Annotated in this window: 25 protein-coding genes and 1 pseudogene; 21 read left to right on the forward strand and 5 right to left on the reverse strand. The window is 40.9% G+C overall.

What is annotated here, in order from left to right:
• Positions 1-5: 5 nt before the first annotated feature.
• Positions 6-878: a sulfite exporter TauE/SafE family protein gene (locus tag P8610_RS09020; protein ID WP_394604088.1), complete on the reverse strand. Its 873-nt coding sequence runs from the start codon at positions 876-878 to the stop codon at positions 6-8.
• Between the two features lie 253 nt (positions 879-1,131).
• On the opposite strand from P8610_RS09020, the gene uvrB reads away from it, so the two are divergent.
• Complete coding sequence (gene uvrB / locus P8610_RS09025) at positions 1,132-3,108, forward strand: excinuclease ABC subunit UvrB (RefSeq protein WP_289497578.1); 1,977 nt, start codon at positions 1,132-1,134, stop codon at positions 3,106-3,108.
• 6 nt (positions 3,109-3,114) lie between these two features.
• The gene (uvrA, locus tag P8610_RS09030) at positions 3,115-5,985 is read left to right on the forward strand and encodes an excinuclease ABC subunit UvrA (RefSeq protein WP_394604089.1); all 2,871 of its coding nucleotides are present in this window, start codon (positions 3,115-3,117) and stop codon (positions 5,983-5,985) included.
• 289 nt (positions 5,986-6,274) lie between these two features.
• Here the strand turns inward: uvrA and P8610_RS09035 are convergent, their stop codons facing one another.
• Positions 6,275-6,478 carry a hypothetical protein gene (locus P8610_RS09035; protein WP_394604090.1) on the reverse strand — a complete coding sequence of 68 codons (204 nt, stop codon included), beginning with the start codon at positions 6,476-6,478 and terminating at the stop codon, positions 6,275-6,277.
• A 105-nt stretch (positions 6,479-6,583) separates the two neighbouring features.
• The gene (locus P8610_RS09040) at positions 6,584-6,784 is read right to left on the reverse strand and encodes a hypothetical protein (protein WP_394604091.1); all 201 of its coding nucleotides are present in this window, start codon (positions 6,782-6,784) and stop codon (positions 6,584-6,586) included.
• Positions 6,785-6,964: 180 nt separating this feature from the next.
• Between P8610_RS09040 and P8610_RS09045 the strand changes: the two genes are divergently transcribed.
• The 19 genes from P8610_RS09045 to P8610_RS09135 all read left to right on the forward strand — a co-directional run bounded on the left by P8610_RS09045 (position 6,965) and on the right by P8610_RS09135 (position 22,249).
• Positions 6,965-7,267 (forward strand): hypothetical protein, encoded by a 303-nt coding sequence (locus P8610_RS09045; RefSeq protein WP_394604092.1) that lies wholly within the window; start codon positions 6,965-6,967, stop codon positions 7,265-7,267.
• A gap of 89 nt (positions 7,268-7,356) precedes the next feature.
• Complete coding sequence (locus tag P8610_RS09050; RefSeq protein ID WP_394604094.1) at positions 7,357-8,436, forward strand: DUF4097 family beta strand repeat-containing protein; 1,080 nt, start codon at positions 7,357-7,359, stop codon at positions 8,434-8,436.
• 14 nt (positions 8,437-8,450) lie between these two features.
• Positions 8,451-8,639, forward strand: a complete 189-nt coding sequence (locus P8610_RS09055) for a PspC domain-containing protein (protein ID WP_394604096.1) — start codon at positions 8,451-8,453, stop codon at positions 8,637-8,639.
• The gene (locus P8610_RS09060) at positions 8,640-9,011 is read left to right on the forward strand and encodes a phage holin family protein (protein WP_394604097.1); all 372 of its coding nucleotides are present in this window, start codon (positions 8,640-8,642) and stop codon (positions 9,009-9,011) included.
• A 299-nt stretch (positions 9,012-9,310) separates the two neighbouring features.
• Entirely contained in the window at positions 9,311-11,731 is a 2,421-nt protein-coding gene (locus tag P8610_RS09065; RefSeq protein WP_394604098.1) for an immune inhibitor A domain-containing protein, read from the forward strand.
• A gap of 355 nt (positions 11,732-12,086) precedes the next feature.
• Entirely contained in the window at positions 12,087-12,590 is a 504-nt protein-coding gene (locus P8610_RS09070) for a cytoplasmic protein (RefSeq protein ID WP_394604099.1), read from the forward strand.
• A 63-nt stretch (positions 12,591-12,653) separates the two neighbouring features.
• Positions 12,654-13,160, forward strand: coding sequence for a GNAT family N-acetyltransferase (locus P8610_RS09075; protein ID WP_394604101.1), 507 nt, complete (start codon positions 12,654-12,656; stop codon positions 13,158-13,160).
• 74 nt (positions 13,161-13,234) lie between these two features.
• Positions 13,235-14,170 (forward strand): HPr(Ser) kinase/phosphatase, encoded by a 936-nt coding sequence (gene hprK / locus P8610_RS09080; RefSeq protein ID WP_066245618.1) that lies wholly within the window; start codon positions 13,235-13,237, stop codon positions 14,168-14,170.
• A 22-nt stretch (positions 14,171-14,192) separates the two neighbouring features.
• Positions 14,193-15,008 (forward strand): prolipoprotein diacylglyceryl transferase, encoded by an 816-nt coding sequence (gene lgt, locus P8610_RS09085; protein WP_394604102.1) that lies wholly within the window; start codon positions 14,193-14,195, stop codon positions 15,006-15,008.
• Positions 15,009-15,023: 15 nt separating this feature from the next.
• Positions 15,024-15,992 (forward strand): nucleoside recognition domain-containing protein, encoded by a 969-nt coding sequence (locus tag P8610_RS09090; protein ID WP_394604103.1) that lies wholly within the window; start codon positions 15,024-15,026, stop codon positions 15,990-15,992.
• Positions 15,967-16,608, forward strand: coding sequence for a pyrophosphatase PpaX (gene ppaX / locus P8610_RS09095; protein ID WP_394604104.1), 642 nt, complete (start codon positions 15,967-15,969; stop codon positions 16,606-16,608). The genes P8610_RS09090 and ppaX overlap by 26 nt, the downstream gene beginning before the upstream one ends.
• A complete protein-coding gene (locus tag P8610_RS09100; RefSeq protein ID WP_394604105.1) occupies positions 16,609-17,124 on the forward strand; it encodes an acyltransferase in 516 nt (171 codons plus the stop codon). It begins immediately after the preceding gene.
• A gap of 89 nt (positions 17,125-17,213) precedes the next feature.
• A complete protein-coding gene (locus tag P8610_RS09105; RefSeq protein ID WP_289494496.1) occupies positions 17,214-17,804 on the forward strand; it encodes a hypothetical protein in 591 nt (196 codons plus the stop codon).
• Between the two features lie 401 nt (positions 17,805-18,205).
• Entirely contained in the window at positions 18,206-19,675 is a 1,470-nt protein-coding gene (gene putP, locus P8610_RS09110; protein WP_394604106.1) for a sodium/proline symporter PutP, read from the forward strand.
• Positions 19,676-19,790: 115 nt separating this feature from the next.
• Entirely contained in the window at positions 19,791-20,231 is a 441-nt protein-coding gene (locus P8610_RS09115; protein ID WP_394604107.1) for a GNAT family N-acetyltransferase, read from the forward strand.
• Between the two features lie 72 nt (positions 20,232-20,303).
• Positions 20,304-20,612 (forward strand): hypothetical protein, encoded by a 309-nt coding sequence (locus P8610_RS09120; protein WP_394604108.1) that lies wholly within the window; start codon positions 20,304-20,306, stop codon positions 20,610-20,612.
• A gap of 69 nt (positions 20,613-20,681) precedes the next feature.
• Positions 20,682-21,197, forward strand: coding sequence for a hypothetical protein (locus tag P8610_RS09125; protein WP_394604109.1), 516 nt, complete (start codon positions 20,682-20,684; stop codon positions 21,195-21,197).
• A gap of 24 nt (positions 21,198-21,221) precedes the next feature.
• On the forward strand, positions 21,222-21,710 hold the full coding sequence (locus P8610_RS09130) for an SRPBCC family protein (protein ID WP_394604110.1): 489 nt from the start codon (positions 21,222-21,224) through the stop codon (positions 21,708-21,710).
• Positions 21,707-22,249, forward strand: coding sequence for a histidine phosphatase family protein (locus P8610_RS09135; protein WP_394604111.1), 543 nt, complete (start codon positions 21,707-21,709; stop codon positions 22,247-22,249). The genes P8610_RS09130 and P8610_RS09135 overlap by 4 nt, the downstream gene beginning before the upstream one ends.
• A gap of 256 nt (positions 22,250-22,505) precedes the next feature.
• Here P8610_RS09135 and P8610_RS09140 read toward each other — a convergent pair whose 3' ends face one another.
• Both P8610_RS09140 and cax read right to left on the reverse strand, forming a co-directional pair.
• Positions 22,506-23,522, reverse strand: coding sequence for a peroxiredoxin family protein (locus P8610_RS09140; protein WP_394604112.1), 1,017 nt, complete (start codon positions 23,520-23,522; stop codon positions 22,506-22,508).
• Positions 23,523-23,771: 249 nt separating this feature from the next.
• A pseudogene (gene cax, locus P8610_RS09145) lies at positions 23,772-24,828 on the reverse strand (calcium/proton exchanger).
• Positions 24,829-24,866 lie beyond the last annotated feature (38 nt).

The following is a 24,866-nucleotide window of genomic DNA, read 5'->3' on the forward strand; positions in this document are numbered from 1 at the left end:
CACCTTCACGAGGTAGACGTCTTTCTTTTTGTATGCGAAATCGTTTTTTTAAAGAAATGAACAAGCATCGTTAACACATAAAGTGTAATTACACCAAGTCCAACTTTATCAAAGTGTACAAGTTTAAGGACAACTGAAATTAATATTGTGATGTATAGTGCACCTAAATACTTTTGTATCTGTTCGCTTGTATAGATAGTCGTAAGCTTTGCACCAAGCTGAGTACCGACTAAAGCGCCAAGAATGAGTAAAATCCCGAGCTTATAGTCTAGTTGAACGGATGAGGCATACGTCAAGAATCCAGCAGTAACAATCAAGAATACACTGACTAAGCTCGTGCCTACAGCTTTTCTAGAAGGGAATTTCATTAAAGAGATGAGCATCGGTACCATTACAAATCCTCCGCCAACACCCAATGTTGTAGAAATGAACCCGCCTGTAAATCCAATAAAGATTGCTTTGATCCAAGAAAAATGAATTTCAGTGGATGCATTCGCTGTATTCTTGCGTTTTGACTGCTTATAAAGCAGGGAAAGGGCAAAGTAGGCAAGAAGCACAATATAAAACACAGGGATTACTGTATCGTCATACCCCATCTTCTCAAGCCATACCACAAGCGGATGAGCGATTTGAGTAGCGATAATTCCAACTGATCCCAAAACAGCGGCCGTTTTCCATATAATATTCTTGTATTTTAGATGCGCCGCAACCCCAGAAACACTCGTCCCGATTGAATACATGAGACTGGTACCGATCGCTGAAAGAGGCGGAATGCCGAACAAAATTAAAACGGGGGTCAGAATAAAGCCTCCCCCAATACCGAAAATGCCAGAAAAGATTCCGATGCACAAACCTAGCAGTATATAGAAAAATTCCATTTTAAACTCCTTTTGGGGACACACCTGCTACAATTTCCCCGCAACCCTTGGTACTGCTTGCGGGAAATGGGGTCAGACCCCACACAATTTATTTCCCAACAAGCGCCTATCTTTAAGTATAACACTTTGATTTCTTTCCAGAAACTTCTGCGAATATTTGTTCGTAATTATTAGGTTTTTAGCTAGGTGCTATGCTATAATTTGAGTAACCAGATTTTAGGAACGGAGGTTCGGTTTTGTGAGTCAAAGTCAGATGTTCGAAATCAAATCTAACTATCAGCCACAAGGAGATCAGCCCGCAGCGATCAAGCATCTTGTGGAGAATATTAATGCAGGGAAAAAGAGTATGACCTTGCTTGGTGCGACCGGAACAGGGAAGACGTTTACGGTTTCCAACGTTATTCAGGAAGTAAACAAACCGACTCTTGTTATTGCTCATAACAAAACACTAGCCGGACAGCTTTATAGTGAGTTAAAAGAATTTTTCCCAAACAATGCAGTTGAATATTTTGTATCGTATTACGACTATTATCAGCCAGAAGCATATATTGCTCATTCCGATACGTACATCGAAAAAGATGCAAGCATCAACGACGAAATAGATAAACTTCGTCACTCTGCCACTTCATCGTTATTCGAAAGAAAAGACGTTATTATTGTGGCAAGTGTGTCCTGTATTTATGGTCTAGGTTCTCCTGAAGAATACAAAGACATGGTGATCTCTTTAAGAGAAGGAATGGAGAAAGACCGCGATCAGCTTCTTCGTGACCTTGTCGATGTTCAATACAACCGTAACGACATTAACTTTACGCGTGGTACGTTCCGTGTCAGAGGTGATGTGGTTGAAATCTTCCCAGCCTCACGTGACGAACATTGCTTACGCGTAGAGTTTTTTGGTGATGAGATCGACCGTATTACAGAAGTGGACGCCCTAACTGGTGAAATTTTAGGGGAACGCAATCATGTTGCCATTTTCCCTGCATCCCACTTCGTTACTCGTGAAGAGAAAATGAAAGTAGCGATCAAACGCATTGAAGCGGAACTGGAAGATCGCCTGAAAGAACTGAACGAAGCTGGCAAGCTATTAGAAGCACAGCGACTCGAACAGAGAACAAGGTACGATCTTGAGATGATGGCTGAAATGGGCTTTTGTTCAGGAATTGAGAACTACTCTGTTCACCTGACACTGAGACCATTAGGATCCACACCTTATACATTGCTTGACTACTTTCCGGACGATTCATTAATCGTGATCGATGAATCGCATGTTACACTTCCGCAAATTCGTGGAATGTTTAATGGAGACCAAGCGAGAAAAGGGGTGCTTGTGGATCACGGATTCCGTCTCCCTTCAGCAAAAGACAACCGGCCATTAACGTTTGAAGAATTCGAGCGTTACACAAAGTTTCAGCATATTTATGTATCTGCAACACCAGGTCCGTATGAACTCGAACATGCTCCAGAGCCTGTTGAGCAGATTATTCGTCCTACTGGGTTATTAGATCCTACACTTGAAGTCCGTCCGATTAAAGGACAGATCGATGACTTGCTTGGCGAGATCAATGAGAGAATCGAGCAAAACGAAAGAGTTCTTGTTACAACGTTAACGAAGAAAATGTCTGAAGATCTTACCGATTACTTTGTTGAACTAGGTATTAAGGTTCGCTATCTTCATTCTGAAATTAAGACGCTCGAACGGATTCAGATCATTCGTGACCTCCGTCTCGGCGTGTTTGATGTTCTCGTTGGGATCAACTTGCTTCGAGAAGGACTTGATATCCCAGAAGTATCACTCGTCGCTATTTTAGACGCAGATAAAGAAGGATTTCTACGTTCAGAACGTTCACTCATTCAGACGATCGGACGTGCGGCGCGTAACTCGAACGGTCACGTGATTATGTATGGTGATAAAATTACAAAATCCATGCAGATTGCAATCGATGAAACGCAGCGCAGACGTCAGAAACAGATGGAGCATAATGAAAAGCACGGTATTACGCCTACAACCATCAAAAAAGAAGTGCGTGATGTTATTCGTGCAACACAAGCTGCGGAAGAAACAGAAACGTATACGGGATCAAAAGCTCCTAAGCAAAAAATGAGCAAAAAAGATCGCGAAGCCTTTATCGAGCGTATGGAAAAAGAAATGAAAGATGCTGCAAAGAACTTGCAGTTCGAACGTGCAGCAGAGCTTCGTGACCTCATACTTGAGTTAAAAGCGGAAGGATGATTGCAGTTGGCAACCAATCAAAACATCATAGTTAAGGGTGCAAGAGCCCATAATTTAAAAAATATAGATATTACCATCCCGCGTGATAAGCTGGTTGTTCTAACTGGCTTATCTGGTTCGGGTAAGTCTTCACTTGCTTTCGATACAATCTATGCAGAAGGCCAGCGCCGTTATGTTGAGTCTCTATCTGCTTATGCCCGTCAGTTCCTTGGACAGATGGATAAGCCGGATGTTGATTCCATCGAAGGTCTTTCACCTGCAATTTCGATCGACCAGAAAACAACAAGCCGTAACCCTCGTTCAACAGTTGGTACGGTTACTGAAATCTATGACTATCTTCGTCTTCTGTTCGCTCGAATCGGCCGGCCGGTATGTCCTATTCATAACGTAGAGATTACCTCTCAAACAATTGAACAGATGGTAGACCGAATCTTAGAATACCCTGAGCGTACGAAGCTTCAGATCTTGGCACCGGTTGTATCGGGGCGAAAAGGTGAGCATGTTAAGGCGTTAGAAGATATCAAGAAACAAGGCTATGTCCGTGTTCGCATTGATGGGGAAATGCGTGAGATATCAGAAGAAATTAAGCTCGAAAAAAATAAAAAGCATTCTATTGAAATCGTGATCGACCGTATTGTTGTTAAAGAGGGAATCGCTACTCGTTTAGCCGACTCTTTAGAAGCTGCTCTCAATCTAGGCGGCGGCAGTGTTGTAGTCGATGTAATGGGTGAAGAAGAACTTTTATTCTCTCAAAATCACGCTTGTCCGCATTGCGGATTTTCAATTGGCGAACTTGAACCCCGATTGTTTTCATTCAACAGTCCTTTTGGGGCTTGTTCATCATGCGATGGATTAGGCGTTAAGCTTGAGGTGGATCCGGAGCTTGTTGTTCCTGATTGGAGCCGTTCTTTACGTGATAACGCGATTGCACCATGGGAACCGATCAGTTCTCAATATTACCCTCAGCTTTTAGAAAGCATCTGTAACCACTTTGGTATTGATATGGATGTTCCTGTTCAAGATCTGCCAAAAGATCAGATGGATAAAATTTTGAACGGCAGCAAAGAGTATCTGACGTTTCGCTATAAAAACGACTTTGGTCAAGTAAGGAAGAATGAAATTCAATTTGAAGGTGTGCTAGGTAACATTCAGCGCCGTTATCGTGAGACAAGCTCTGATTATATTCGTGAACAGATGGAAGGGTATATGGCACAAAGGCCTTGTCCAACTTGTAAGGGGCATCGTCTCAAAAAGGAAGCACTGTCTGTATTAATCAATGGCAGACATATCGGAGAAACAACGGCGCTTTCCATTACAGAAGCAAAAGAGTTCTTTGATAACCTAGAACTTACAAATAAGGAACGTGCGATTGCAAAACTGATTCTGCGTGAAATCGTGGATCGTTCTGGATTCCTAATCAATGTGGGATTAGACTATCTCACGCTGAGCCGTGCAGCTGGAACTTTATCAGGCGGTGAAGCGCAGCGTATCCGCTTAGCTACACAAGTTGGATCTCGTTTAATGGGAGTTCTATATATTCTCGATGAGCCTTCAATCGGTCTTCACCAGCGTGATAATGATCGGCTTATTCGAACGCTTGAAGAAATGCGGTCGCTCGGTAATACGCTAATTGTCGTTGAACATGATGAAGATACAATGCTTGCGGCTGACTATGTTATTGATATTGGTCCTGGGGCAGGCGCACATGGTGGTGTGATTACATCCCAAGGTACACCACAAGAGATTATGGAAGACCCAGCATCATTAACCGGACAATATTTGTCTGGGAAGAAGTTTATTCCGCTTCCGAAAAAGCGACGTAAACCCGATGGCCGATATATCGAGGTAAAAGGCGCAACAGAAAACAATTTGAAAAACGTCTCAGCCAAGATTCCTTTAGGATTATTTACTGGTGTTACCGGTGTGTCTGGGTCAGGAAAAAGTACGCTCGTAAATGAGATCCTTCATAAAGCTCTTGCTCAAAAGCTTCACCGAGCAAAAGATAAACCAGGTGCGCACAAATCGATTAAAGGTCTTGAGCATATCGATAAAGTTATCGATATCGATCAGTCCCCAATCGGGCGTACACCACGATCAAACCCTGCAACTTACACGGGTGTATTCGATGACATTCGTGATGTATTTGCATCAACGAACGAAGCAAAAGTGCGCGGTTATAAAAAAGGGCGTTTCTCTTTCAACGTGAAAGGCGGACGTTGTGAAGCGTGCCGTGGTGACGGAATTATCAAGATCGAGATGCATTTCTTACCTGATGTATATGTGCCTTGTGAAGTGTGCCACGGAAAACGTTATAACCGTGAAACATTAGAAGTGAAATATAAAGGAAAAAACATTGCAGACATTTTAGATATGACGGTAGAGGATTCAGTAGAGTTCTTCGCCAATATTCCAAAAATCAAGCGAAAGCTTCAGACGATTTTGGACGTAGGTCTTGGATATATTAAACTTGGACAATCTGCTACAACCCTTTCAGGAGGGGAAGCGCAGCGTGTGAAACTTGCTTCACAGCTTCATAAGCGCTCTACGGGTAAAACGATTTACATTTTGGACGAACCTACAACTGGGCTTCACGTCGATGATATCTCTCGTTTACTTGTTGTTCTGCAGCGACTTGTTGATAACGGTGATTCCGTTCTTGTTATCGAGCATAACCTTGACGTAATCAAGCAATGTGATTATTTGGTCGACCTTGGACCTGAAGGCGGGGACAAGGGCGGTACAATCGTTGGAGCAGGAACGCCAGAAGAACTTGCCGAAGTCGAAGCTTCTCACACAGGCCGTTATCTAGCGCCTATTTTAAAACGTGATAAGAAGCGTATGACTAAAAAGGTAAAAGAAAAAGAAGCAGTAAAATAGCGAAAGCAAAGAGATCAGACCCAAATTATCCGTGGTTTGATCTCTTTTTTTATAGAACTCTACTAAAGGATTGATGCTTTTATGTGGTTTTGTTCATTTCTCTTCTTTGATAAGTTGATTGGAATGTAGGGTGTGACACTCCTGCGGGACGAGCGGTCAGGTGAGACCCTTAAGGGCGCAAAGTGGCAAGGGGCTCACCGGTTGCCCCGCGGAAAGGGAGCGCCAGAAATGTAAATCAACCACTTGCATAAAAAAAGCACTTCCCTCTAGCGGGAAGTGCTCCAAGATTTTATTTGTATTTTTCCTCTGAGGAAGAAGAATCCTTTGTGCCCTTCTTATCCTTTTCTTCACGTTTTTCTTGTTTTAAGTCTTCCATCGGAATAGGGTCGACATTCTGTTCACTTTCAAATTTATCAAACAAACTTTCTTTATCTGTTTTGTATTGTTCAGGATTGTCCATCTTTTTTTCTTGCTTCTTTTTTGTCTCAGCCATTAGACATCACTCCTGTTCGTATTTGTTTATCCATTCCTTTTTCCATGGAACTTTAAACAAATTCTCCTCAAAACGACATTTTTCGTTTAAAATAAATGGGTGTCTTTATTTCCATATCTTAGAAAGAAGTTTATAGATTACATAATTGATTCCAATAACAATTAACGAGCCGAATAGGCCTGCAAGCACTCGATCTGATGTTTTTAGTTCCATGGCATCTTCCGTTATCACACCGAATATAATGCTAGTGACCATAAGAGTGGACAATACTATAAAGAGAATTCTTATCGTTTTGATCTGTTTCAATGTTATGCTCCCTTTGGGTGTTTGTTTATGTCATTATGATACGGAATTTTAGAAGTTATGTCGAATGGCTATAGAGATAAAGGAAGTTTGTTTTATGAGGTCGAAGTAAAAAAGGCACATGCCTTTTGCTTGCATACCCGTTTAGCTATCGTTTTTTATTAAAGCAGGAGGTCTTGTTTCATGAAGGAAGGCTCGAAAAAAGCAATTTCAGCACTTTGTTATTTCAGTTTATTTTTTGCTCCTTTTCTATTTCCGATTGCTGTTTACTTTATAGCAGATGACTCTGAAGTAATGGAGCATGCCAAAAGATCATTTCTATCACATCTGCTGCCAATTATCGCAGTTCCACTCGGCATTATTATTATTTTTGAAACACAATATCATCTTATCGCTATTATTATTAGTGCACTCATTTTCGGTACCCTGACATTAATTGTGATGATCTGGAATATTGTTAAAGGAATAAAGGTAATCCTATCCTAACAAACTTTAGTACAAGTAATACCGGAAAGTCTCAGTCATCTTAGAATCAGCCGACGCCGGTGACGGAATCCAAAAGGAGGCGTCAAAGTATGGAAGAACGCAAAATGATTTTAAACATGCTGAACGAAGGAAAAATCTCTGCTGAAGAAGCCGAGAAACTTTTGTATGCCCTTAATGATAAGAAAAAGATGCAACTGACTTCAATCGGTTCTCTCAATCTCAAAAAGAAGGCCGTTAACGGAGCTACTGCTGTAAAAATGCCGACATCCGGCTATAAAGTAGCTAAGTTTTTTGACAGAGTTGTAAAACGTATTAAGACGGTTGACTTTGATTTGAACTTCGGGCCATCTGAACCTGTTCACTACGTGTTTCAAGACAGTCACGTAATGTTTCAATCGATGGACATCGAAGTATACAATGGCTCAGTCACGATTGTGCCTTGGGATCGAAAAGATGTGCAAGTAGAATGCGATGCACATGTGTACAAAGTGCCAGAAGGGTCTTCAGCTAAAACAAAATTCAGAAATGAAACCTTCTATGATTGTGACGCGACCAAGATGCGTTTTTATTCAAGAAACAAACATCAAAAGGTAAACGCAGTCATCTCGATCCCGAGAGAATCATATGATGACATTAAAGTAACAACATTTAATGGACCAGTTAAAATAAGTGATTCTCATGCTAAAACGCTAACCATTAAAACGACTGTAGGAGCCATTGCGATTAACCATTGTACGGGTGAGAACGTCAAGGCGACTGCAGCTAACGGTTCGCTGACTTTAAACGATTGTCAGTTTAGAGATGTTGAAGCAGAAACAATGAATGGTCCAGTCCGACTCACTGTTGATGCGTCACAAGTTCGCTCTGAAACGATCAATGGTTCGATTTATTGCAGGTTTGCCTCTGCTGTAGAGGGATATGCATCTTTTAAGACGGTGACGGGAAAAATAGAAACTGAATTCCCAGAAACGTTAGAGCTTGATGCCGTGTTAAAGACCATTGTAGGTGGATTTGTCTGTGACTTTGATTCAGTAGAAGTGCGAGAAGAGAAGAAAGAAGTAACACGTAAGTTTCTTTCTTTTATTGCGAATAAAGGCACAAGTTGGCCACCATTTAAGTTGGAAGCAGAAGCAAAAACAGGCTCTGTCGTAGTGTTAAAAGCGAAATAGAGGTGACGTACATCATGAAAAAACTTAAACGTTCGAACGACGCTAAAATCTCAGGAGTATGCGGCGGTATCGCGGAATATATGGAGCTCGATCCGACAGTAGTCCGGCTTGGAACAGTTGCACTTGCTTTATTTACAGCTGTTATACCAGTTGGCTTAGCGTATTTTATCGCAATGGCCGTCATGCCTGAGGATTACGTGTAAATGAAGAGCTGGCTGGCATCCCTAATAATTAATACGATTGCGTTAATGGTGGTAGCCGGTTATTTTGAAGGCTTTCACATTGAAAATATTAGTGCCGCCCTATTGGCAAGCGTTTTATTATCACTGTTTAACGTTTTTCTAAAACCGATCTTAGTTCTGCTAACTTTGCCTGTAACTATTTTTTCACTTGGCTTATTTCTAATCGTTATCAATGCCGCATTGTTATCCTTAACAGCAGAATTAATGGGTGACTCCTTCAATATTGATGGCTTCGGTATGGCCTTAATCGCTGCCGTCATCATATCTCTGCTTAACATGTTTCTGACCAATTTCGTGTTAGAGCCTTTGAAGAAAAGACGAAAAAGAACATAAAGAGTTAATAGCATCTCTGGAAACAGAGGTGTTTTTTTTGTGGGTAATTTTACGGCAGGGTAGTGAAGCATGAAATCCGTCTAAATGCAAAAATGTCACAAAAGATGCATGTATGAATAGTCGTTGAACAAACGTTTGGAGCAAAAAGGAATGTTTTTAACTTAAAAATAAGCAGGAATACCTATCATTATGTCAGCTTATGTAGTAAATTGGTCCAATTTCAAATATTTGGGGATATGGTACATTTTAGTAGCGTTAAAAATCTGAATATTCATATTAGTCAATCAGGAGGGGACGTAATGGGGAAAGGGAAAAAAGTTTGGGGTAAAACGGTTCTAGCTACAAGTCTATCACTTGGACTAGCATCATCTTCTTTGTTTGCGGGTTCAGTGGGTGCTGTGGATGTACAAGCACAAACAGCTTTAAATGAGGTGTTGAAGGGGATACACAATCATTCGCATTCTAGTTTGGACCTAGCCATTGTGAATGAAGATAAATTACTAGAATCACTCATTAAGCGCGGGGTGATTTCAAAGGATGCTTCTGCGAAACAAAAGGAAGCAGCACTTCACAACTACTTAGAAGTTAAGGGAAAGAGTGAAGAAGCTAAAGGCCATGATCCGCTTGCTGCTAAGGCAAAAGCCGCTGAAGCTGATAGGGAACAAAAGTTCAAAGATTTTAACAATGGTTTATTAAATGGAAATGGAAAGAAAAACGGTCACCTTAAGGGTAATCCAGATCCGGTAAAAGAAACAGGATACACAGGTCCTGTTAGAAAAGATAAAGTACTTGTTTTAAATGTAGAGTACTCTGATGTTCCTCATAATACAATTAAAGAGGGGGAAACAGATAATTATTATAAAGATTATAATCTAGGTCACTATGAAGATATGATTTTTGGCAGTAATGGAGTTAAGGGACCAAATGGTGAAAACTTAGTATCGATGAAACAATATTATGAGCAACAATCGGGAGGCTCTTATACTGTTGAAGGAAAGGCTTATGGGTGGTTACAAGTTCCAGGTACTGCTGCATTTTATGGGGCTGATAAGGCTAGTGGTGGTCATGATAATGTAACACCTGGTGGCTCTAAGCAATTGGTTAAAGATGCATTGGATGCAGCTAAAGCAGCTGGTATTCCTTTACAAGACTATGATCAGGAAGATATACATGATTTAGATGGTGATGGAAACTTACGTGAGCCAGACGGTCTTGTTGATCACTTAATGATTATTCACGCTGGTATGGGACAAGAAGCTGGAGGAGGTTCTCTAGGGGATAATGCAATTTGGTCTCACCGCTCAGCTGTATTTTATGATCCAGACGGCTTAGGCTCAGGGCTTCCAGGTTTCTATGATTACACAATGATGCCTGAAGATGGAGCAACAGGAGTGTTTGCTCACGAATATGGACATGACCTTGGTTATCCGGATGAATATGATACCCAATATTCTGGAACTGGCGAGGCAGTAGGCTACTGGTCTATAATGGCTAGTGGTTCTTGGGCTGGAAAAATCCCAGGAACAGAACCAACAGGTTTTTCACCGGCAGCTAAGTCATATTTACAAGCTTTAATGGGTGGAAACTGGACATCTACAGTAAATGTGAATTGGGATGAGGTTTCCTCTAAAGGTTCACAATTCTTATTAGATCAAAGTAATTCACCTAATGGTCAAAACAACCAGGCTGTAAAGGTAAACCTTCCGCAAAAGAAGACACCTATAACTCAACCAGTTACCGGTGCTTATCAGTATTGGGGCGGGCAACAGGATGAAATTGATACAAACATGGTAACTAAAGTTGATTTAAAAGGAAAAACATCAGCAACATTAACATTTGATGCTTGGTATGAAATCGAAGAGACATGGGATTTTGCTTTTGTACAAGTTTCAGAAGATAATGGTTCTACTTGGAAATCCATTGGGAATGAAAATACTCGTTCAGATGTTACTTCTCAAGGATACCCAACAATTATCAATTCAATGCCTGGATTCACAGGTAAGTCAGATGGATGGCAAAAACAATCATTTGACCTTTCCAGTTATGCAGGAAAAGAGATTCAACTTCGCCTTCGTTATGCAACTGACTGGGGATGGAGCGAGCTTGGTTTCTTTGCAGACAATATTAAAGTAGTTGCAGATGGCCAAACATTAGTAGAAGATGGTGGAGAAGCAGAGGCTACTCCTTTCACCTTAAAAGGTTTTACAAAGAACGATGGTAACAAATACACTGATCACTACTACTTACTTGAGTGGAGAAACCATGCTGGTGTAGACGAGGGACTAAAAAACATTCGCCGGGGTCAATCTTTGATGAGCTATGATGGTGGTTTAGTAGTTTGGTATGTTGATCCGACATACACAGATAACTGGACGGGCCTTCATCCAGGAGATGGTATGCTTGGTGTAGTAGATGCTCATGTAAATACAGATTTACAATGGAATATTTTTGATAAAGAACCAGTTCAAGCGAGCACCCGCTATCATATCGCTGATGCTGCATTTGGTTTAAATCCAACATCAGGATTAGATTTAATCTATCCTACCCAAACTTTATCCTTTGCAAGTCAGCCAGCAGTTTCTCTATTTGATGACAGCAAGTCGTATATGAACACGTATATGCCTGACGCTGGACGTAACGTTACGAACTACGGCTTGAAAGTTCGTGTTAACGGACAAGCAAAAGACAAGTCTGTAGGATCTGTAGTGATCTACAAATAACCATCAATACCTCTCGCCAAAAGCGGGAGGTATTTTTATATCCATATTAGTTAATATGTGGTAAAATAACTTTAATCTGTTTGAAAGAAAGGAACTTCAGTGACCTGTATGCCAACATTTAATCTGTAATGGAAAACAACTGGATTGCTTCTCAGCCGTTAAAAAACAACATGTTTTTGACCACGGGAGAAGTCTGTCTACATCCCATTACAGAGGAAATACAGCGAACTGCAGTCCGTTGCGTTTTTTAACGATGCGTTCCAAGTCCTCCTAGTTATAGGGGGGCTTTTTTGCGTTCTGCAAGACTTTCAAATAGAAGTTGTATTCCCTCGCTACTATTACGAGGTGAATGTATATGCAAACTCAACAATACTCTTTATTACTTATTAAAAATCAAAAAGCCGACACAGTGAAAAAACAATGCAAGATGTGTGGAAAGGTCACGATTTTTACGGATACAACAATACGAAGACATAACGCAAATGGTAAAAACATTTATCAGTTTGCAATTTATAAGTGTCTGAAGAATCATTCGTGGAACAAAAAGCTCGATATTTATAAATCGTTTACCAATCATGTGGATCCTGCGACACTTGTTCCTTCTGAGTTTAAGCCAATAGCGGAAGGTGAAAAGATATCTCTTTCTCTTTCAGATCACGAATCTTATGAAATTAACATTACAGGAGCTGATGGAAGCTTCCGTTTAGACCGTACGCTTGCCGACCATATTGAAGGATGGAGCCGTACAGAAATCGCACAGAGAATTAAAAGCGGCACTATTCTTTTAAACAATCGTTTAACAAAGCCAAGTCAAAAGCTAGCAGTTCATGATAAGATTTCAATAATTATAAAGAAATAAACAACAAAACCAAGACCGTTTGTACTTTTCAAACGGTCCTTGTTTTTAAAGGGGCTCATTAAAATGGAAACAGAACGTCTGCAATTCAAGCGGTACACTAATGAGGATTTTCCGTTTTTCGCCTCGTTATGGTCTGATCCTAACGTCATCCAGTATATCGGCAAAGGTGTAACCCGGTCGCAAGAAAAAGCACAAAAAAGTTTCCAAGAATGGCTTCTGCCTGGTTACAGGGAGGGAAGAGGCTTATATCTGATCGTTCATAAAGAATTCAAGGTTCCAATCGGTCACGCTGGAGTGGTTCAACAAACGGTTGATGGCAAAAAAGAATACGAAATCGGCTATTGGTTCGCTACGAAATATTGGGGTCACGGCTACGCAACAGAAGCTGCAGCATTCTTCAAAAATTACGCAATTAACGAACTTGGAATCACACGACTCATCTGCCTGATTCAGCGAAACAACAAAAAATCCATCTCAGTCGCGTCCAAACTAGGTATGACCCTTCATAAAGAAACGACATTTAACACGATACCAGTAGATGTATACGCATGGACAAAGAGTAAGAAATAACCGGATGTACTCTTTGGTTAATCTATGGGTGAAGTGATACAATAGAATCATTGGAAAATGTCGAGGAGGACCCTATGGCGAAGGTACATATTCATGAATTAATTAAAAAATTTCAATTGGAGCTCGTTAGTGGTGAAGAAGGCATTCACCGCACGATTCGAACGAGCGATATCTCACGGCCAGGTCTTGAGATGGCTGGGTATTTTACTTTTTATCCGGGAGAGCGTCTTCAATTACTAGGTAAAACAGAGTTATCGTTTATTTCGGAGCTTGATCCTGAAACGCGTATGGAGCGGTTAACGGCGCTTTGTACGGATGAAACACCTGGAATTATCGTTTCACGCGATATTGAAGTTCCTAAAGAGCTGCTAAAAGCTTCTCACAAAAGCGGTGTGCCGATCATGCGTTCACCAGTAACGACGACACGTCTTTCTAGCCGTATCACGAATTATTTGGAGAGCCGTTTAGCCCCTACGACTGCCAAGCATGGCGTACTCGTAGATATTTACGGTATCGGTGTTTTGATTACAGGAAACTCAGGAGTTGGTAAGAGTGAAACTGCGCTTGAACTTGTAAAGCGCGGCCACAGACTCGTTGCAGATGATTCTGTTGAAATCAGACAAGAAGACGAAGATACGCTGATCGGAAGCGCGCCTGAACTCATCCAGCATCTGCTCGAGATCCGCGGTCTTGGCATCATCAACGTCATGACACTTTTTGGGGCAGGAGCGATCCGCAATTACAAAAAGATCGCAATCGTTATGAATCTTGAAGCTTGGGATTCTAAAAAAGTGTATGACCGACTAGGATTGGAAGAAGAGACAACAAAGATCATTGATACAGAGATTCCGATTTTGACGATCCCTGTTCGTCCTGGACGAAACTTAGCCGTCATTATTGAAGTAGCTGCGATGAATTTCCGTTTAAAAAGAATGGGAATGAACGCTGCACAGCAATTTTCAGATCGTTTGACGGATGTAATTGAAGCTGGAGATGACGACGATCTATAGAAACTAGAAGGAAGTGGAGAATGTGGAAGAAACGATTCAGCCTTTAAATCGTGTTGCGCTCGAGCTAGGGCCGATCACGATTTATTGGTACGGACTTATTATTGGTTTTGGCGCTATGCTTGGTCTTTGGCTCGCTGTAAGAGAATCAGAACGACGCGGGCTTGCGAAAGATACTTTTGTTGATGTTGTTATGATTGCCGTACCTGTTGCGATTTTATGTGCGAGACTTTATTATGTGGCGTTCGAATGGGACTTTTATAAAGATAATCCTAGTAAGATTCTTGCTGTTTGGGAAGGCGGAATCGCAATCCATGGTGCGCTTATTGGATCATTTTTAACGGCACTCATTTTCGCGAAAAAAAGAGGGATCTCTTTTTGGAAACTCGTAGATATTGCGGCACCTAGCATCTTGCTCGGTCAGGCGATCGGGCGCTGGGGCAACTTTATGAATCAAGAAGCTCATGGCGGTGAGGTTACGAGAAGTTTTCTGGAGTCACTCATGCTTCCGGACTTTATCATCAATCAAATGTACATTGATGGTACGTATTATCATCCAACGTTTCTTTATGAATCACTTTGGAGTTTCCTCGGAGTCATTGTTCTTCTTTATTTGCGAAGAGTAAATCTTCATCGAGGAGAGCTATTCTTAACGTATATCATCTGGTATTCGATCGGCCGTTTCTTTGTAGAAGGATTGCGAACGGACAGTTTGATTGTATGGGGAACTTCGCTTCGCATTGCTCAAGTTGTAAGTTTAGTGTGGATTGCTGCGGCAGTCATCATTTGGATCTATAGAAGAAAAGTAGGCTTAGCTAAAAAACGTTATTTAGAAAGTTAAGGAGGCGAATGAAAAGTGGAAACGTTAAAAAAAGGCACACTTGCAGGCTTGAAAACCACTTGGACGCTAGGAAAGATCATCTTTCCTGTAACTTTAATCATCACGTTGCTCAGCCATACGCCTGTATTGGATTGGCTGATCGCCGTTCTTTCACCAGCCATGAAATGGATCGGTTTACCGGGTGAAGCGGCGATTCCGCTTGTACTTGGTAACTTCCTTAACCTTTATGCCGGAATAGGCGGTATTTTAACACTTGATTCGTTAACGGTTCAGGATGTATTTATCCTCGCTGTTATGCTTTCGTTTTCACATAATCTGTTTATAGAATCAGGTGTTGCGGCAAGCGTTGGGATCAAGCTTTGGGTGATTTTGCTTGTGCGTATAGGGTTAGCGCTATTCTCAGCTTTTATGATCAACCTATTATGGGATGGCGGAACGGAAAAAGCACAATACGGTTTTATTTCTAAGCCTGAAGCTGCACCAAACGGATGGGGAGAAATTACACTCACTGCACTCGAAAAAGCATCACTTGGCATCCTGCAGCTGGCACTTATCGTGATACCGCTCATGATTATCATGCAATATATGAAGGACAAAGGCTGGCTTAACAAGTTTTCAAACTGGATGGCTCCCGCTATGAAACTTTTAGGAATGAAAGAAAACACGTCCATGACGATGGCTGCTGGACTTACGATCGGTCTTGCTTATGGGGCAGGTGTTATGATGCAGGCAGCAAAAGAAGACGGCGTATCGAAGAAAGATCTGTATCTTGCTTTTATTTTTCTAGTAAGCTGTCATGCAGTTGTAGAAGATACGCTCGTTTTTGTTCCGCTCGGCATTCCGGTGCTTCCGCTCTTGATTATTAGAGTCGTAACCGCAATCGTACTTACGGTTGTCGTCGCTTATTTCTGGAACAGGATGGAGCGGAAAAATAGTTTAACTAGAGAGGAATTACAACATGAAACGCGACACCATACTATTTGATTTAGACGGAACATTGATCAACACGAATGAACTGATCATCGCTTCTTTTCTATTTACACTGGATAAACATTTTCCAGAGCAATACAACCGCGAGCATATCCTTCCGTTAATGGGAATGCCGCTTGTTGAAACGATGGAGCAGTTCGATAAGGAAAAAGTTCAAGATTTAGTCCAAACGTACCGTGAACATAATATCTCTCATCATGATGAACTTGTAACAGAGTTTAAAGGAGTTTTTGAAACGGTAGAAGAATTGTATAAAAAGGGCTATAAACTGGGCATTGTAACGACTAAAATGAGAAACACTGTCAAGATGGGCCTAAAACTTGTTGGACTTGACAAATTTTTTCAAACGGTTGTTACGCTTGATGATGTTGAAAAAGCGAAGCCAGATCCAGAGCCGATTCAAAAAGCCCTTGCCTTGCTGGATTCAACTCCAGAACGTGCCATCATGGTCGGTGACAGCAAGTATGATATCTTAGCTGGACAGAATGCAGGAACACAAACAGCTGGTGTGGCTTGGACCATTCGCGGAAATGATTATTTGCAGCAGTTTAATCCTGATTTCATGCTAAATGAGATGACGGATTTGCTGGATGTTTTAGGAGAGAGATAATTGCGTAATACAGAGCGTTATCCGGTCAAAGGAAGGAACTCGTTGTACCAAGTGTATGATACGGTTCCGTTCTGGAAAGTTGTGAAAAATTTCATTGCCATTCAAGTCGCTCGTTATACGCCATTTTTGCCGGTTAAGAATTGGCTGTACCGTACTTTCTTGAAGATGAAAGTCGGTGAAGGAACGGCTTTTGCACTCATGGTCATGCCGGATATCATGTTCCCTGAACGAATTACGGTAGGGAAGAACTGTGTGATCGGCTACAACACAACCATTTTAGCTCATGAATATTTAATAAAAGAATACCGCCTTGGTGATGTGATTGTGGGTGATGAAGTGATGATCGGTGCGAATTCAACGATTCTCCCAGGAGTTACGATCGGTGATGGTGCGATCGTATCGGCCGGAACACTCGTCCACAAAAATGTCCCAGAAGGTTCTTTCGTTGGCGGCAATCCGATGCAGGTTATTTATACAAAAGAAGAGCGTTCAAAGAGGGAAATGGAAAACAGATAGAAATTTGTCGGAAGTTCCCCTCTTGGGTTTTCTTGTATTTAGTCGTATACTAAAAACAGGCAAAAAAGCGAAAGCTGGAGGCGCATACTATGAGAAGGAAATCATTCTCGATCGTTTTTCTGAAGAATACTTTTAAAATTGGACACCTAGTAGAAGACAGCTGTCAGACTCAGCATGCACCGAAAGCATCACATCCACAAAATAAGGCCGAACAGCTGGCTGCCCGCGATACTTATCGTTTCCGGACAGCTGTGTCTAAAATGAAAGGTCACGGTCTTGTTAAGCATTATGAACTTCAAAGCCAACGGGCAAAGCTGGTTTTTTACGGCGACTATTCTACCTACAAACGTAACGTACCTCATATTGCGTTTACACGCGAACATTTTCAACACTACTTTGGAACAGAAGACTTAATCTGTGAATTTCTCCTTGATACTTCTATTTATTTATTTAAAGAACTCCATTTTTTAAACGAGATCCAATTGGATATTCCAAGTCACGGCAAAATGTATACGGTCGAACTGACGCGTCAAGAACTGGATGACTACATGAAGTGTGATCTGACCGAAATGAAAGATGGCCATCACCATCGATTCTTCTACATCTACCGGGACGAAGAATTGGATCAGTTTACAAATCAATTTGTTAAGGTCAAGCGTTTAAGACGCAAAAAACTATAACATAAGTAAAACTGGCGCCCAAACGTCTTAAGAATGGGTACCAGTTTTTTTGTTGTGTGAAGGAGAGGGGATAGCAGTGGCGATAAGAATGCGAGCGCTCCGCGAATTTGTCGAGTATTGCAGACTCGTGGATAAACAGTCAAAACTTCTGGATTCAGCACCCAAATTTGTGGATTAAGCTTAAAAACTTTTGGATTCATCACCAAAACTTGTGGATTGATGGTTCCTTTTGCATCCAACCCACTGGTTTAGACATCTTATGAAGCTCCAATCTAGACGTCTTCCAAAAAAAATCTATTCCTTTTGTCGAAAAATGTATTTATAATAAAAATGTTCCTTTTTTTAATTTTTTAAAAATTGAAAGCGTTTTACAACGAGATGAGACAGGAGGAAAACTGAATATGGATTTTGGTGTAATTTTTTCAATTAGTCTTTATATGATTGGCATGGTGCTGATCGGACTCTATGCGTATCGCAAGACCGACAACCTCACTGATTATATGCTCGGCGGAAGAAATCTTGGTCCGGCCGTTACCGCACTTAGTGCAGGTGCATCAGATATGAGCGGATGGCTGTTGATGGGTCTACCTGGTGCGATGTACGTGTCAGGTTTGAGTGCAGGATGGATTGTAATTGGCTTGTGTGCAGGTGCATATTTAAACTGGCTATTCGTCGCACCTCGACTCAGAACGTATACAGAAGTGTCGAACAATTCCATAACGATTCCCGATTATTTCGAAAATCGTTTTAAGGACACATCTCGCATACTAAGAATTACATCTGCTTTAGTAATCGTGATCTTTTTTACCTTTTATTCGTCGTCAGGTATGGTAGCTGGCGGACAGCTTTTTGAAACAGCATTTGGTCTTAACTACATGTGGGGAATCTTGCTTACAGCTGGAGTAGTTATTATTTATACATTATTCGGCGGTTTCTTAGCTGTAAGCTACACGGATTTCGTACAAGGAGCCATCATGTTTGTTGCGTTAATTTTAGTTCCGCTCGTAGCGATCTTAAAGGTTGGAGGCTGGGATGCATCTTTTAACGAGATTGAAAGCATCAGCCCGACTCTGCTTGATGCATTCACAGGGACAAGCTTAATCGGCATCATCTCCCTGCTCGCATGGGGATTAGGTTACTTTGGCCAACCCCATATCATCGTTCGTTTTATGGCGATCTCGTCTGTAAAAGAAATGAAGAGCGCAAGACGAATCGGAATGGGTTGGATGATTTTCTCTATCGTTGGAGCGATGTTTACAGGTCTTGTGGGGATAGCTTATTTCAACCAAGCGGGTGCTCCTCTAGGGGAAGCAAAAGCTGAAACGGTATTTATCTTGTTATCTGAAGTATTGTTCCATCCGATTATTACAGGCTTCTTGTTAGCTGCCATTTTAGCCGCTGTTATGAGTACGATTTCTTCTCAGTTGCTTGTAACATCAAGTGCGCTGACAGAAGACTTTTATAAAGCATTCGTAAAACGCTCCGCTTCTGATAAGGAGCTCGTGTTGGTTGGGCGATTAGCTGTCTTGGCGGTTGCTGTAATCGCTTTTGTGATGGCACTTAACCCGAGTGAAACGATTCTAAATCTAGTAGGCTATGCATGGGCTGGATTTGGTGCAGCGTTTGGACCGGTCGTACTGCTTAGTCTGTATTGGAAACGCATGACAAAGTGGGCAGCGTTCGCTGGTATCGTAGTGGGAGCTGTAACAGTTATCGTTTGGGAGCTGATCCCGAGATTTGCAGATGTATATGAAATCATCCCAGGTTTCATTGCATGTACACTAACCATTGTAGTGGTTAGCCTTATGACGAAAGCACCAAGTGCAGTCATTCAAGAAGAGTTTGAAGAAACGAAGCGTTTAGTAAGTTAATAGAGTAAGGGGACTGGCCAATATATGCTCATATTGGTCAGTTTTTTGTTAGAGTAGGGGTTATCAGAGATAGCACCCTGTTTTTTTATAATGCCTAAATAGAGGAGGAATCAACTTGAAGATTGGATACTCACTTCATGAGTCATTGCCTCAAGATGATATCTTAAAAGGAATATTTGATCTGCATTATAAAATATTTGGGAATTCAAGCGATTTTCTTTCCAAAATGAAGTCTAAACCTCAGTTAACCATTGTAGTTGCACAGCATGATGACCTTGTAATCGGTTATAAAATTGGATATGAGCTAAATCAAAACAACTATTACAGCTGGCTAGGAGGAGTGGATTCTAATTATAGAGGATATGGAGTCGCGTCAAAGTTAATGCATCTGCAGCATATGTATCTAAAGGAAAAGGGTTATTCTGCTGTGCAAACAAAAACGATGAACAAGTGGCGTGGCATGTTACTTTTAAATATTAAAAATGGTTTTGATGTGATTGAAACGTATACGAATAAAGAAGGTTTGCATAAAATAATTTTGGAAAAAAGGCTGTGAAATTAAACAATTGTTTAAAGTCAGTAACTTTCTGAAGCGCCCGCATATGATTGTATAAGCGGGGTGAATGACATGGGTATAAAAGACAAAGTGAAGCAGTGGTTTTTAGGGCCGCTTTATACACAGGAGTCATTAATACCAGTTGATAGCCGGGAACAATTCACTTACAGTTTGAACCTTGGGTGTCCGGTCATCTTTACGATGAGGGACGGCTACGGTTTAATTCTTTTTGATAAAAAAGAGCAGCTCGGAATTGTTTATGTAAAAGACGTCTTCGGGATGAACGAAGATTATAGAAGGTATTTTACAATGCCAGACTTGATCTCTTTTTTTAAGGATCATGTGAGTGAAGGAATTTCTTTTTATGCGTGGAATAGTTAATTAGAATAAGAAAGGCATCCATTTTTAATGGGTGTTTTTTATTTTCACATGTGGAAGTGGTGTATGTTTATGGATTATTCTCTCACAATGGAAGAACTGGATGTACTAAGAAAAATCATCAAAACAGAGCTTCAGGCCATTTATAGTCATACACTTAATTACAATTTAAAGGAAAACACGTACGAGATCTTTGAAACAGTGGTTTTGAGTATGGAAAAGGGATTTATTTTATTAAAAAGCCAGGAATGTGAAATCAACCATGATGAATATTACCAAGTATCAATTGAGGAATCTATATCACCAGGCCAGCTCCCATATGACAAAAGAGCTTTTAATTCAGGCATGTTTCAGGAACCCATTTCACATGTCTTGGTCTGGGAGAAGGTTGAGAGTGTTTCCTTATATCAACGTGCTTTAAAATCACACCCTGAGGAGCTTACATATACGGCTGGAATAAAGATAGAGTTTTCTAGCAAAAAATCACTTTATTTTAAGCCCTATTTTATTGGTTTTAGTTTTACTTTTGATCAGCAACTCATAGAAAAAGAAACTTCTCAATTAACGCTTTATAAGGTTATCAAATAAAATTTTATGAAAGAGAGTTTTTTTATGCCCATTATCGAACATCATGAATTCATAAAAGCTTCACCAGAACTGTGTTTCGACCTCGCTCGAAACGTTGATGTACATACACAGACGACTTCACATACGAAAGAAAGAGCGGTGGGCGGTGTAACGACAGGTCTAATGGAAAAAGGAGATTCTGTTACATGGGAGGCTGTGCATCTTGGTGTGAAACAAAGACTTACAGCAAAGATCATTAAGATGGATCGTCCACGTATGTTCGTAGACGTGATGGTAAAAGGCGCTTTTCACTCATTCGTTCATACGCACACCTTTGAACAGAAAGAGGGCGGAACGGTGATGGTGGACCACTTCCACTACACGTCACCGTTTGGCGTGATTGGCAGATTAGCAGATTGGCTCTTTTTAGAAAAATACATGACGAAATTTTTAGTGAGACGAGCTAAAGCATTAAAAGAGATAGCAGAAAACGAGGATAAATACATAACGTGGGGAAGAAGTGATAAACGATGAAGATTGGACTGGTACGTCATTTTAAAGTAACTCGAGGCTACCCGACTGAAAAATGGATCACACCGTCTGAATTTGATCAATGGATGAAAGAGTATGAAGCGTCAGATGTGGAAGAAACGGATGTGGATCTCGGCGGAATCACTTGGCAAAAATGCTATTCTAGCACGGTAAGGCGAGCAGAATTTACTGCAGAAAAAATATATGATGGCGAGTTAATCAAAACAGATGAGCTTCGTGAAATTCCAGTGTATCCATTTTTCAAAAGAGATATCAAGATTCCAATGATTCTTTATCCACTATGTATTCGAACAGCTTGGTTTTTTAACCACAAATCACAGCTCGAGCGCAGAACAGATGTGGAGAAACGAATCGCCAATATAGTTGACCGCATATTAGAGGAAAGCGAAGAAAATGCGCTGGTGGTCAGTCATGGTGGACTTATGATGTTTATGAGAAAAGAACTGATCCGAAGAGGATTCAAGGGACCGAAGTTAGGTCGGCCGGAGAATGCGAAGCTATATTTGTTTGAGAAGATTTAGCGCAGCCCTGCCTGTCAAGGTGTGTCGAAAATCGTTTGAATCATTTTATCCGTGAAATTATTGCTGCTATCCGTGAATATATTTGGAATTACCGTGAATAAAAAATCGATTACCGTGAAATTTTTAAATTTCACTTGCAAACACAAACGAAAAGCTGGCTCATCCACCTATCAAACAGGTGAGTGAGCCAGCATTTTTGTACTTCTTTAAAAAATGTGATCGATTGTTCAGTGAAATTTCCTTAGTAATTGCTGTTTTATTGAGCGGATTGATAAAAATCTTCCATCATCTCGTAACTCATTGGTCCGATATGCTTTTGTTTGATGATTCCTTTTTTATCGATAATAAAAGTCGTCGGAATGGTGACCGTTTTGTACGTATTTCCTACTTTCCCATCTGGATCTAATAAAACAGGAAAGTTCAGCTTATACTCCTCTGCAAACTTTTTCACTTCTTTTTCAGAATCGCTGTCTGTTAAGTTTACCGCTAGTACTTCAACGTTTTTCGATGAATGGTCTTTATAAAAACGAACCATTTCTGGCATTTCTGCACGGCACGGCGGACACCATGTTGCCCAGAGGTTAACAAACACGACTTTGCCCTTTAAGTCAGAAAGCTTCACCTTATCTCCTTCGATCGTTGTTAATTCGAAATCAGGTGCAGAATTTCCATTTTTGATGCCAGATGCAGCCGTTGAAATAGCTTCCTCTTTCTTACCTCCAAGCGGGGTATTGGTAAGGACAGAAAAAAAGAGTGCGGTAACAAGCATGGATAGCACCGTTTTTCTTAACTCAAAAGAGCCTGCCGTATATAAGTAGATGGAGAGGATTGTAAAAAACAGTGAGATTAATCCGTCTGCTAAAAGTTTCGTAGCTGCAAAATGCGCTCCATAATAAAACGAAAAGAAGAATGAGAGAGCTAATATTCCAGTGTAAAATACTCTGCTTCTATCGAGCTCTTGTTTTCCAGATGTCCATAATAGATAGACAACAGCAACAATAATACCTAGAACAAGCCCCGTTTCTCCTCCGTTAAAATACAAAATATTAAGCGGTTGTTTAACAATGAGAAGGGGATGGAGCACCGCATAGCTGATCTTCCATACCAACCAGCACAGAACGACAGCGTTGCTTAACACGTCCAAAAGCTGTTTTTTATCCGTTTCTTTTCTAAGTTTCAGACTAATAACTCCATAAGCGATCAAAGCTGAACCTAAAATCGCAAGCCACACCATTTTTACTGGAAAAGATCCAATCGATAAGTAATTTTCCATCATCACACCCGCCCTAAACTTGTCCTTTATTCTAAACTGTATCAAATTTTTATGCTTTTTATGCCTATTTTGCATTATTAGGTGGAAATCAGGAAATTGTGTATGGACAGGGAGGACATATAAGTTATCTGTTCTTCTGGTCCATACAGCTTTATATCCGAAAAAATAATTTTAAGTAAACTTTAATTGGAAATTCCACTGTTCCAGACACAAAAAATAGGTGAAGGCTCAAAATAGCCTTCACCTATCTTAAAGAAGATAAAACCCAACACCCATGATTAGATAGGCGGCTAGCAATGTAAGTCCTTCAAACCAGTTTGTGTCCCCGTCGCTAGTTAAAGAGATCGTAAGGAAAACGGATAACACCATCGCAACAAGTTCAGGCAATGTAAATACGAGTGCCATTGATTTTTCGAAAAACAGAGAAATCAATACAAGTAGTGGGGCGACAAACATCGCGATCTGGAGCGTTGAACCGATTGCGATCTCTACCGCAACATTCATCTTATTCTTGTAAGCCATAATAATCGCTGAAGCGTGCTCTGCTGCATTTCCGACGATCGCAACAATGATTACCCCAATAAACACTTCACTCCAACCTAATGTTTCACCAACCTCTTCAAATGTATGAACGAGCTTTTCAGAAACATAAGCAACTGCAACAGTAGAAAGAGCAAGGATAATCAAAGCCTTCCATTTGCTCCATTCGGCCGTTTCATCTGAATGCGCATCGTCGTGCTCTGACTGATACACACCGCGGTGGGTAACGAGCTTAAACAACAGAGCAGCGATATACAGAATGATCATGATTACAGCTACCCAAACACTTAATGTAAGTGAATCGGCATCGTTCAGTTTATAAGAAAAGACCTCAGGGAAAACAAAAGCGACTACAACAGCGAAAATGAGCAATCCAGCGTTATGGCGGGCATCATAGACGTTAAACTTTTGCTGCTTGAACTTTAATCCTCCTATAAAAAAGGACAATCCGCCGACTAGTAAAAGATTACCGAGTACAGAACCCGTCAATGACGCTAATACTACACTTATGAGACCGGCTTTTAAGGCAAAAATAGAAATGATAAGTTCGACAGCATTTCCGAAAGTGGCATTCAGCAGTCCCCCCGATTCGAGGCCCTGCAACAATCGCCAAACTTTCAGTGGCACGGCCCATGTAACCAGCAAGGGCAACGATCGTTGCACAATAGATAACAAAAAGTATGACTGCTGGCCAATGCAGCATACTTCCGATAACAGAAAGCGGTACACCAATAATAATGGCAATAAAAAAGATGCGATTAAACAAGACGTATTCCGTCCTTTCGTATGTAGGAATTTATTTTA

It is taken from the genome of Fictibacillus sp. UD, assembly GCF_043558025.1.
In the GTDB taxonomy this organism is placed as follows: Bacteria; Bacillota; Bacilli; order Bacillales; family Fictibacillaceae; genus Fictibacillus.

What these genes read in the sequence shown, in the direction of transcription:
- P8610_RS09020 (WP_394604088.1), bottom strand. Translation starts at nt 878, where the DNA reads ATGGAATTTTTCTATATACTGCTAGGTTTGTGCATCGGAATCTTTTCT.
- uvrB (WP_289497578.1), top strand. Translation starts at nt 1,132, where the DNA reads ATGTTCGAAATCAAATCTAACTATCAGCCACAAGGAGATCAGCCCGCA.
- P8610_RS09035 (WP_394604090.1), bottom strand. Translation starts at nt 6,478, where the DNA reads ATGGCTGAGACAAAAAAGAAGCAAGAAAAAAAGATGGACAATCCTGAA.
- P8610_RS09045 (WP_394604092.1), top strand. Translation starts at nt 6,965, where the DNA reads ATGAAGGAAGGCTCGAAAAAAGCAATTTCAGCACTTTGTTATTTCAGT.
- P8610_RS09050 (WP_394604094.1), top strand. Translation starts at nt 7,357, where the DNA reads ATGGAAGAACGCAAAATGATTTTAAACATGCTGAACGAAGGAAAAATC.
- P8610_RS09055 (WP_394604096.1), top strand. Translation starts at nt 8,451, where the DNA reads ATGAAAAAACTTAAACGTTCGAACGACGCTAAAATCTCAGGAGTATGC.
- P8610_RS09060 (WP_394604097.1), top strand. Translation starts at nt 8,640, where the DNA reads ATGAAGAGCTGGCTGGCATCCCTAATAATTAATACGATTGCGTTAATG.
- P8610_RS09065 (WP_394604098.1), top strand. Translation starts at nt 9,311, where the DNA reads ATGGGGAAAGGGAAAAAAGTTTGGGGTAAAACGGTTCTAGCTACAAGT.
- P8610_RS09070 (WP_394604099.1), top strand. Translation starts at nt 12,087, where the DNA reads ATGCAAACTCAACAATACTCTTTATTACTTATTAAAAATCAAAAAGCC.
- P8610_RS09075 (WP_394604101.1), top strand. Translation starts at nt 12,654, where the DNA reads ATGGAAACAGAACGTCTGCAATTCAAGCGGTACACTAATGAGGATTTT.
- hprK (WP_066245618.1), top strand. Translation starts at nt 13,235, where the DNA reads ATGGCGAAGGTACATATTCATGAATTAATTAAAAAATTTCAATTGGAG.
- ppaX (WP_394604104.1), top strand. Translation starts at nt 15,967, where the DNA reads ATGAAACGCGACACCATACTATTTGATTTAGACGGAACATTGATCAAC.
- P8610_RS09105 (WP_289494496.1), top strand. Translation starts at nt 17,214, where the DNA reads ATGAGAAGGAAATCATTCTCGATCGTTTTTCTGAAGAATACTTTTAAA.
- putP (WP_394604106.1), top strand. Translation starts at nt 18,206, where the DNA reads ATGGATTTTGGTGTAATTTTTTCAATTAGTCTTTATATGATTGGCATG.
- P8610_RS09120 (WP_394604108.1), top strand. Translation starts at nt 20,304, where the DNA reads ATGGGTATAAAAGACAAAGTGAAGCAGTGGTTTTTAGGGCCGCTTTAT.
- P8610_RS09125 (WP_394604109.1), top strand. Translation starts at nt 20,682, where the DNA reads ATGGATTATTCTCTCACAATGGAAGAACTGGATGTACTAAGAAAAATC.
- P8610_RS09130 (WP_394604110.1), top strand. Translation starts at nt 21,222, where the DNA reads ATGCCCATTATCGAACATCATGAATTCATAAAAGCTTCACCAGAACTG.
- P8610_RS09135 (WP_394604111.1), top strand. Translation starts at nt 21,707, where the DNA reads ATGAAGATTGGACTGGTACGTCATTTTAAAGTAACTCGAGGCTACCCG.
- P8610_RS09140 (WP_394604112.1), bottom strand. Translation starts at nt 23,522, where the DNA reads ATGGAAAATTACTTATCGATTGGATCTTTTCCAGTAAAAATGGTGTGG.